The organism is Streptomyces panaciradicis (assembly GCF_023516615.1).
GTDB classification, from domain to species: Bacteria; Actinomycetota; Actinomycetes; order Streptomycetales; family Streptomycetaceae; genus Streptomyces; species Streptomyces panaciradicis.
Genome location: NZ_JAMGBF010000259.1, coordinates 1 through 8,305, shown reverse-complemented (window position 1 = coordinate 8,305; position 8,305 = coordinate 1). Strand labels below are relative to the sequence as shown.

Below are 8,305 nucleotides of genomic sequence, written 5' to 3'. Positions count from 1 at the left end.
TGGCGGCCGGGGCGGCCGTGCGGCTCACACCCGGCGGGCCAGCGCGCCCTCGGCCGGCTCGCGGACCTGTGCGTCCTCGGCGTACTGGCGGGCCAGCCCCAGCGCGGCGGCGCTCTGCTCGGCCAGCCGTGCACGCAGCGCCTGACGCGCCACGCGCACCGCCTGCGCGCCCGCTCCGTAGTGCTCGCGCACACCGTCCTCGTCCAGCACCGCGTGGTGGCGGGCGACGACGGTGACCCCCTCGCCGAAGGGATCGGGCTCGACCGACCACTCCCCCGCGTGCGCGGCCAGCAGCGCCGGCTGCTCGCTGTCGCGGATGTCCTTGAAGACGATGCGCCCGGCGTGCGGGAAACCGATCCGCACCGACTCCGTCGTCCGCGTCGTGCCGGCCGCCGCGGGCAGCTCCACACGCATCAGCTGCACCCCCGGGGCCCGCTCGGACAACTCCACCTTCAGGGCGCCGGGCACGGCGTCGGCCCGGTCACCGAAACGGTGCAGGAAGGCATAGACCGGCTCCACCCCCGCATCGATGTGCACCGATTCCTCGAAGGCCAGCACCAGGGCGTCCAGACGGCGCCAGCGCTCGGCGAGCTGCTTGAGGTTGGCCAGCGCGGCCCGCGTGTTGGCGGTGGTGGCCCGCCTGACCCAGTCCACGTCCGCACGCGCGTTGTCGGCGACCGCGAAGTCATTGCGCAAGGTGACCAGGGACTTCTCCGGGCCGCGGGGCTCCACGCTCCAGCTGCCGCCCATGGAGGTCACCGGACGGGGCAGCACCTCCTGCCGGAACTCCACCCGGTGCGCGAGGGGGTCCAGGACCCGCCGCGTCGTCCAGGACTTGATCTCACCGTTGGCCGTCACCCACATCCGCAGCCGCTCCGACCCGCCGTCGAACTCCAGCTGCTCGACATGGACCGTGGGCGGCAGGAAGACCGGCCAGCGCAGAGCGTCCGCGATCAGGCCGTAGAGCACACCGGCCGGGGCGTCCACCTCCGCGTGCTGGGCCATACGGTGCACCGGCGCGAGGTACATCCACCACACCCCATTCCTCGTCTCGAACATCCACCACACCAGCCCGATCCGGGCCGGCCCGAGCCACGCCCGGCCGGGCCGGGCAATGCCCCGCCGGCCCGCCTCGTACAGGCTCGCCATGGACTGTGTCCTGACCGGGTGGAGAACACCTCGCCCGCCACCGGAGCACGGCTCGAATCCCCAGCACGCCGCCGGCGGGACCGCCGGCACGGCCTGCCCGCTCCACGCCCGCTCGATCCGGGCCCGACCACCGCGGCCGACCCTGCCCGCGCCGAAGCCCGCACCGAACGGAGGGCACCGCAGGACAGGAACACGGCCAGGGGCAGGGGCAGGGCGGTGCGGGCCGGGGACACGGCAGGGCCCGGGGGGATCGAGGTGGCGGGGCAGCGGCCGGGGGGTGCGACGGCCGCTGCCGCAGCGCGGGTTCAGGGCACGGCGGGCGGCGTCGATGAGGGTGCGGGCGCCGGCGCAGTCGCAGTCGACCTCAGGCGCCGGCACGGCAGTGACCCGGCCGCCGGAAGGGGCGTAGAGGGATACGCCCGGTCGAGAGACCAGCACTTCGAGGGGATGCCCGCCACCGGGAGGCCGGACCAGGTTCGAAAGCGCCGTCATCCGCGCAAAGCGGCCTTGGGCAACACCCTTTTGGTACGGGCCCCAGCCGGCCGCGTCCGCGAGATACCCAGCCGTCCACGCGAAGACGTCCCGGCTGCCCAAGGAGGAAGAACGTCCGGGCGCGAGCGGCGTGGCGCAGTCCGTCCCGGAAGCCGGCCCGCTGCGAGCGTGCGCGCCAGGAGGCGGCGCCCCATGCGGTGCGCGGCTCGTCGGTACGGACGCCTCAGCGCAGCGCCGTTGACCACCGTGCGCCGCAGCCCGGGCCACATGCCGGGGCGCAGGGGCGCAGGGGCGAGCGTGTGGTGAGCCGGGACGAGGCCGACACCCACTCGCCGAAGCCCCCGTCGGGCGGAGGGCTCTCGCGTAGCGGTACAGGGACGATCGGGTGCCGGGAGGAGGCGGCGAAAGAAAAGATGAGAGCCGCGAGCCGGCTGGGCTCGTCGTGGTCGCCGCGCGGCCGGCCCATGGGGTCGGGGCCGCGCAGCGTGGTGGGGCGCAGGGGGTGCCGCGGCTGGAGGAGCCGGATAGGCGTGCAAACCGGTCCGGGGCCTGAACTGGTGCGGCCTCAGCCGCATACGCCAGTTCCTCATGGGCCTCAGGGGCCTCAGGATCGCGGGGGTGGCACCTTTGGCTGAGCACCGCAGATGCCGCGTCGGCGCGGGTGGGTGTTCACCGGGCCGCACGAGCCCCCCTTTCCCAGGTGCCCGAGCAACCTGAGGGAGTCCTCGTGGGGGCTGCCGGCCGTGGCGTTCCAGCCGGTGTCCGGTACTTCACGAGCGCACGCACCGACTCTGGCGGGCGAAAAACGGCGTCCGCGGCCCGAAGGAGTGGTGATGGCGTTTCGTGGTGCCCGGCGTGTGCGGCGGGCCGCCCGCGCCCTGGCGGCCTGCGTCTGGCAGTGCCTGGTGGCCTCCGGCGCCGTCCACCTGGCCGGTGAGACGGCCCGGATGGATGCCGGCCGGCTGCTGCACGCACCCCCGCCCGGCCATCCCGAGCGGCTGCGTCCCGACCTGCCCCTGACCGCGCTGGAACGCGCCCTGCTGAGGGACCTGCGCCGCGTGAACTGAAAACCCGCACCGCACCCGGCGTACCCGGCGGCGCGAACGGGACGTCGGGGTGTCGGGGTCAGGCGGCGTAGAGGTCGAAGGTGGAGGTGCGCCGGACGCAGGAGGTCACGTCCAGCTGGGGGTCGACGGCCAGCATCGCCTGGTGCAGCCGCTGCAGCTGCGGTGAGGGCTCCACGCCCAGCTCGTCGACCAGGCGGCGGCGCAGCCGGTGGTAGACCTCGAGCGCGGCGGCCTGCCGGCCACAGCGGTACAGCGCCACCATGGCCTGCGAGTGCAGTCCCTCGTGTTCGGGGTGGCGGGCGGTCAGGTCCATCAGCTCGGCGGTGACCTCGGCGTGCCGGCCCAGGCGCAGGTCGGCGTCGATGCGGCGCTCCCGGGTGACCAGCCGGCTCTCCTCCAGCCGCATCGCCTCGATCTCCAGCACCGGCCCGACCCGGACGTCGACCAGGGCGGGCCCCTGCCACAGATCCAGCGCTTGGCGGTAGGTGCGGGCCGCGAGCTCGTCATCGCCCTTCTCGAAGGCCTGTTGGCCCTCGGTGACCAGGCGTTCGTAGGCGTGGACGTCGACGGCGTCGGCGGGTATCTGCAGCAGGTAACCGCCGTGCCGGGTGGCGAGCACGTCCTTGGCGGTGCCGGGAGCGTCCGGTCCCATGGCGGTGCCCAGGCGGCGCCGCAGCTGCAGGATGTAGGTCTGCAGGGTGGTCAGCGCGCTCTGGGGCAGCTCGGTGCCCCAGATCTCCTCCATCAGCGTGGGCACGGGCATGACCCGGCTCGGGTACAGGGCGAGCAGGGCCAGGATCTGGCGCGGCTTCCCGGCCGTCGGGACGATCGACATCCCGTTGACGTCGGCACTCAGTGGACCAAGAACACAAATCTTCATGGCTTCCTCCCCGTACCTCGACGGCTGTAGTCGGTTTCCGATCCGGTGTACGAATCAGTGCCCGAGGCTCGTCGATATTGCGCCACGCGGGGACCGAACGTCCTTTCCCGCGACACATGAACGAGGCGCACCGTATCCCGCCCCGGCCCGGCCCCCGGATATCGTCGAGGAATCATTGAGTGACCTTCTTGCCGCACCCCGCCCGCCGGGGCGGAAGCACCCGTTCCCGATACGCTCCGGCCCCGCCGGCAGAAAAACCAAGACCACCGAGAGCACCCGGCGGGAGAACGGACAGAACACACCACCAGAACTCGAATGAGCCCCCAATTCCGCTGGAGGCGGGGTTTCTTTTCCGCCGTTCCCCCGCGGTATCTGGCTCTTTGGCCACGGCAGCCGGAGAATGGACGGATTCCCCTTTTCTGCGTCGGCGACGGCCAGCCGTTCACCGTCAAGGCCGTCAGGCGCGTCAAGCAGGGCACGCCGACCCAGGCCGAGTACGCCGAGCGGGCCGAACTGGCCCGCGCCGAGCTCGCCTCCGCCCTCGGTCATGCACCGAGCGAGGAGGCCGAGGCCAAGGCCCGGGCTCTGCTGGAGCGCCTGGGCGGCGCGGCGCACGGTCCTCAGACGGCCGCGTAGTGGCGGCGATCTCGGTCGTCCTGGACCACACGAGCGCCGCGGCGCTGTACGACCCGAAGGACCCGTTCAACGAGGCGGTTGCCGCGTTCTACGTCCAGGCCTGCGGCGGACTCGGCGAGCTGTGTGCGCCGGTGCTCTGCCTGACCGCCGGCGACGCCGGACGGCCGGGCCTGCTCGGCTCCATCAAGGGACTCAGGTTCATCCGGATCGAGGCGTTCGACACCGACGCCGCGGTCACCGCCACCGAACTGCTGCGCTTCGGGCACTCCTTCGCCGCCGTCCACGCCATCCACGCCGCCCGGCCCTCCGCCGCCCACCCTGGCGGACGGTTCCTGCTCACCCTGACTCCGAAGGCATACGCAGGCACCGGCGTCCACCCCGGCCAGTAGCCGTCCGCCACCGGGCAGCACAAGCACGGTTCCTCCGGGGCCCTTGCCGGACGGGTACGGGGCCCCGGGGCCGCAGAGCGCACGGGCTCCTGCGCCCGCCGGGGTCACGGCGCCGCGACAAGGCCCGGAGGGGGCCGACGGCGGGCCGGAGAGCAAAGACGAGGGCTGCCCCGTGCCGGGCGCGGTGCGGGGCAGCAGGCCGGCCCGCGTGGGTCGGGCGGCCGAGCGGCCGGCAAGGTCGGCGGCCGTCGCACGCGCAGCGCCCGGCCTCCCGGAGGATGAACCTGCCATCGGCGCCCGCCGCATCGGCCCTCGTCGGGGATGCAGGCGGCCTCTCGATGCTGCCCGGCCAGTCGAAGGGCGAGGTGCAGGCCGCGCTGCGGCGCGACTGCCGCGAGGGCATGTCGAACCGGGCATTGCCGTGCCAGTACGGCGTCACCTGGAGCACTCTCAACAAGGATCTGGCCTCGGCTTGGCCGCAGCCCCGCACGACAACCGCTTCGACGCGCGACCTTCGAAGCGGGATCCGTTCACGCCGCTGATCGACGAGATCCTGTTCATCGATCTGGATGCGACCAGGAAACAGCGCCACATCCTCACCCCGGGTCTACCGCCGTCTGATCGACGAGCAGTCCTCGTCCGAGGCGTTGCGTTGGCCATGTGAACCCGCACCGATGACAGGGCGCAGGCGTCCTGCGAGCAACCGCACGGTCCGGCCAGGGACTGAGAGTGCGGTGTTCACACCTTCCTCGCGACCACCCTGTAGTTCTCGGCCTCACGATCGAACGTGCTCAGTTCCGTTTGGAGTCCGACCCGGTGCAGCCCGGCTTCGAGTTCCTCGTAGCGGTAGGGCCAGCAGGACAGCAGTTCCGAGCGGACAACAACCAACCCGGTCGCATCGACTTGCGCGATCGCAATCTCGATGTGGTGCTCCTGCTCCCAGCGCGGCGCAATCTCCCAGCGGTAGACCACGACGGCATCGCGACCATTGCGGCGGACGAGCCGGTCACCGATCTGAAGCCGGGATCCTCTGGCCCTGACCAGTTCCCAGGTGCGGGAGGTGAGGACCAGGCGCCCGCCGGGGCGCAGAAGCCGTGACATCGACTCCAGAGCAGCACCCCTGCCCCTCGCGCCCGCGGCATGGTGCAGCGAGTTGCCCACGCAGAACACCATGTCGAACGTGTCGTCGCGGAAAAGGTCGGGCAACTCCTCCCAGCTCGCCCGTACGGCCCGGACCGATGCCCCGAACTGTTCGGACAACTGCGCAGTCCGACGGACCATCGCCTCGCTGGCGTCCGTTGCGGCCACCTGCAGGCCACGGCCGGCGAGGCCCACCGCCAACTGCCCGGTCCCGCACGAACAGTCCAGGACGTGAGCGTTCGACGGCAGGAGATGGAGGACGTCGTCGAACGACGCAGCGAACGCGGCTGGAGGCAACTTCGCATCCGAGATGAGCCATTCATACACCTCGGCAGGCACGTCATAACCTGTCACAACCACTGCCTCCGTCACGCGGCAGACTCAACGGCAGGACGTCAGTCCATCAGCGGAGCACGCCGGGCACCAATGGTTTTCACAAGGGAGGGCTCCGACGGTGTTCGCGGGGTGCCAGTTGTCCCTCTGAGCGGATGCCACCGGTGGAGTTCGACGCCCGCGCCGCGGCAACCGTCTTGCCCTCCGCGTGTCCGTGGGGACCGGGAACCCACACGGAGGCAGGTGACCGGCTCACCGCACATCGGCCCGAGCCCGACCAGTGTGACTACCTCGACCAGGTCGTCATCGTCCCTACCGTGGACGGGCGGAGGGACCTGCCCGTTCATCCCCGGGGCGCGGCCGGTCTCCCACCACGGGAGCCGCAAGGGACGTGGGACGCGGTGCGGGCCGACCGGGCCCGGGACGCCTTCGCTCACCTCCGGGCGGTCGCTGCCGCTCAGCCAGGACACGAGCCCGAAGAAGAGTGCCGAACGTCGGCAGCGCCCCGCCCGGACACGGGCGATACAGGCACCGTGATGGCTGCTGCCCAAAAGGCCGGCGCGGACACCGCCGCGTGGACCGTACCGGAGGTGCGCACCCCGCTCGCCGGCGGCTTCCCTCGCCCCGCGAAGCAGCCCGGCCGGCCGGGCATCGAAGCCTTCCCGGCGGGGCGGGCGGGCGCCGGCGGAACCGACCGGCTGCGGTGTCGCGCCGGGGCTGCTCGGCGTGGAGCAGGAGGCCGGAGGCCGGGCATGCCGAGCCGTCGTACTGGGGGGCTGGGGGGAAAGTGGCGGGTGTGCGGGGGGGGGCCGGTGGGGGGACCGCTCGGCGTGCGGCGGCCGGCCCGGTGGGGCGAAGGCTCGGGCTCAGCCCAGCCGGGCCATGGGCGGCCCGCTGATCTCCGCATCACGGGCCGGGAGGGCCTCGGGGACGGCCATCAGGATGGAGCGCTGCAGCCGGCTCAGCGTCGCCGACGGCTCCAGGCCCAACTCCCGTACGAGCGTGGTGCGCAGCCTTTGGTAGACGTTGAGGGCGTCCCCGCGCCGCCCGGAGCGGTGCAGGGCCACCATGAACTGGCCGTGCAGACTCTCGTGCATGCGGTGGCGGTTGACCAGGACGGTCAGCTCCGAGAGCAGCTCGCGGTGACGTCCGCGCCGCAGGTCGGCCTCGATGCGCTGGTCCAGCGCGCACAGCCGGGCCTCGTCCAGCCGCTTGATCTCCAGACCGATCCGGCTGCCGGCATGGACGTCGGCGAGCGCGGGAGGGGTCCACAACGCCAGCGCCTCGCGCAGCCGGCGGGCCGCGCCGGAGAAGTCGTCGGCGTCCATGGCCCGGTAGCCCGCCCCGGCCTGCTTTTCGAACTCGCGGAAGTCCACCCGCCCGCCCCGGGTGTTCAGCCGGTACCCGCCCGGCAGGGTCACCAGGATGTCCTTGGCGCTGACCCCCTTCTCCCCCGCCTTCACCAGCGCCTCCCCGATGAGCTCGCGCAGCTGCAGCACATACGTCTGCAGCGTGGTGCGGGCACTGCGCGGCGGCTCGTCCTCCCACAGCTCCTCGATCAGCGCAGAGACCTGCACCACCCGGTCCGCGTGCAGCGCCAGCAGGGCCAGCACCTGCCGCGGCTTGGGGGCCGTGGGTGTGACAGAGATGCCGTGCTCGCTGACCGACAGCGCGCCCAGAACTTCGATGTCCACTGTCTTCCCCCTTGTGTCCGGTGCCGGTTGCGGACAGGTCCATGCCGCGCGGACCACCGCTTGGAAGCCTGGACGGTGCGCCACGGCTCCCGCTTGAACACGAGTAAAAAACAGCACGGTCGGTTTGTCAATGCGGGAGGCGAGACCCGCGCCCGAGCTCACACCCCGGCGCCGGCCCGGCTCACTTCGCACCCGCACACACCTTTCACGGAGTCCCCCCCGGGGGCGCGGCGGAGCGACGCGCCGGAGCGACGAGGCGGCGGGGCGACCGGCGAGGCGGCGGGGTGGGGCGCTTCCGGCCCGCCAGGAGGACCCGGCACGCTGCCGGCCGGATGCCGGGTGTTGGGTGCCGGGTGCGGGTTACTGCGGGGGGTTGCCGTGCTTGCGGGAGGGCAGGTCGGCGTGCTTGGTGCGCAGCATCGCCAGGGAGCGGATGAGGGTCTCGCGGGTGGCGGCCGGGTCGATGACGTCGTCGACCAGGCCGCGTTCGGCGGCGTAGTAGGGGTGCATCAGCTCGGACCTGTA

9 protein-coding genes are annotated in these 8,305 nt (G+C 72.5%); 4 read left to right on the top strand and 5 right to left on the bottom strand.

Annotated elements, in window-relative coordinates; all coding sequences use genetic code 11:
- Positions 1 to 24: 24 nt before the first annotated feature.
- On the bottom strand, positions 25 to 1,149 hold the full coding sequence (locus M8J74_RS43190) for an aromatase/cyclase (protein ID WP_249841634.1): 1,125 nt from the start codon (positions 1,147 to 1,149) through the stop codon (positions 25 to 27).
- Positions 1,150 to 2,474: 1,325 nt separating this feature from the next.
- Between M8J74_RS43190 and M8J74_RS43180 the strand changes: the two genes are divergently transcribed.
- Positions 2,475 to 2,708, top strand: a complete 234-nt coding sequence (locus M8J74_RS43180; RefSeq protein ID WP_249841632.1) for a DUF6059 family protein — start codon at positions 2,475 to 2,477, stop codon at positions 2,706 to 2,708.
- A 58-nt stretch (positions 2,709 to 2,766) separates the two neighbouring features.
- Here M8J74_RS43180 and M8J74_RS43175 read toward each other — a convergent pair whose 3' ends face one another.
- Entirely contained in the window at positions 2,767 to 3,588 is an 822-nt protein-coding gene (locus tag M8J74_RS43175; RefSeq protein ID WP_249841631.1) for an AfsR/SARP family transcriptional regulator, read from the bottom strand.
- A 315-nt stretch (positions 3,589 to 3,903) separates the two neighbouring features.
- Between M8J74_RS43175 and M8J74_RS43170 the strand changes: the two genes are divergently transcribed.
- From M8J74_RS43170 to M8J74_RS43160, 3 genes are all read left to right on the top strand, one after another.
- Positions 3,904 to 4,224, top strand: coding sequence for a hypothetical protein (locus tag M8J74_RS43170; RefSeq protein ID WP_249841630.1), 321 nt, complete (start codon positions 3,904 to 3,906; stop codon positions 4,222 to 4,224).
- Positions 4,224 to 4,613 carry a PIN domain-containing protein gene (locus M8J74_RS43165; RefSeq protein WP_249841629.1) on the top strand — a complete coding sequence of 130 codons (390 nt, stop codon included), beginning with the start codon at positions 4,224 to 4,226 and terminating at the stop codon, positions 4,611 to 4,613. Before M8J74_RS43170 ends, M8J74_RS43165 begins: the two co-directional genes overlap by 1 nt.
- Before the next feature lie 278 nt (positions 4,614 to 4,891).
- On the top strand, positions 4,892 to 5,155 hold the full coding sequence (locus M8J74_RS43160) for a hypothetical protein (protein WP_249841628.1): 264 nt from the start codon (positions 4,892 to 4,894) through the stop codon (positions 5,153 to 5,155).
- A 196-nt stretch (positions 5,156 to 5,351) separates the two neighbouring features.
- On the opposite strand, the gene M8J74_RS43155 is transcribed toward M8J74_RS43160, so the two are convergent.
- From M8J74_RS43155 to M8J74_RS43145, 3 genes are all read right to left on the bottom strand, one after another.
- Complete coding sequence (locus M8J74_RS43155) at positions 5,352 to 6,107, bottom strand: class I SAM-dependent methyltransferase (protein ID WP_249841633.1); 756 nt, start codon at positions 6,105 to 6,107, stop codon at positions 5,352 to 5,354.
- Between the two features lie 845 nt (positions 6,108 to 6,952).
- On the bottom strand, positions 6,953 to 7,780 hold the full coding sequence (locus M8J74_RS43150) for an AfsR/SARP family transcriptional regulator (protein WP_249841627.1): 828 nt from the start codon (positions 7,778 to 7,780) through the stop codon (positions 6,953 to 6,955).
- A 360-nt stretch (positions 7,781 to 8,140) separates the two neighbouring features.
- A partial coding sequence (locus M8J74_RS43145; protein ID WP_283949310.1) for a carboxyl transferase domain-containing protein occupies positions 8,141 to 8,305 on the bottom strand: 165 nt, incomplete at its 5' end.

Coding starts and splice junctions, on each gene's coding strand:
- M8J74_RS43180 (WP_249841632.1), top strand. CDS start 2,475: ATGGCGTTTCGTGGTGCCCGGCGTGTGCGGCGGGCCGCCCGCGCCCTG.
- M8J74_RS43175 (WP_249841631.1), bottom strand. CDS start 3,588: ATGAAGATTTGTGTTCTTGGTCCACTGAGTGCCGACGTCAACGGGATG.
- M8J74_RS43160 (WP_249841628.1), top strand. CDS start 4,892: ATGAACCTGCCATCGGCGCCCGCCGCATCGGCCCTCGTCGGGGATGCA.
- M8J74_RS43170 (WP_249841630.1), top strand. CDS start 3,904: ATGAGCCCCCAATTCCGCTGGAGGCGGGGTTTCTTTTCCGCCGTTCCC.
- M8J74_RS43190 (WP_249841634.1), bottom strand. CDS start 1,149: ATGGCGAGCCTGTACGAGGCGGGCCGGCGGGGCATTGCCCGGCCCGGC.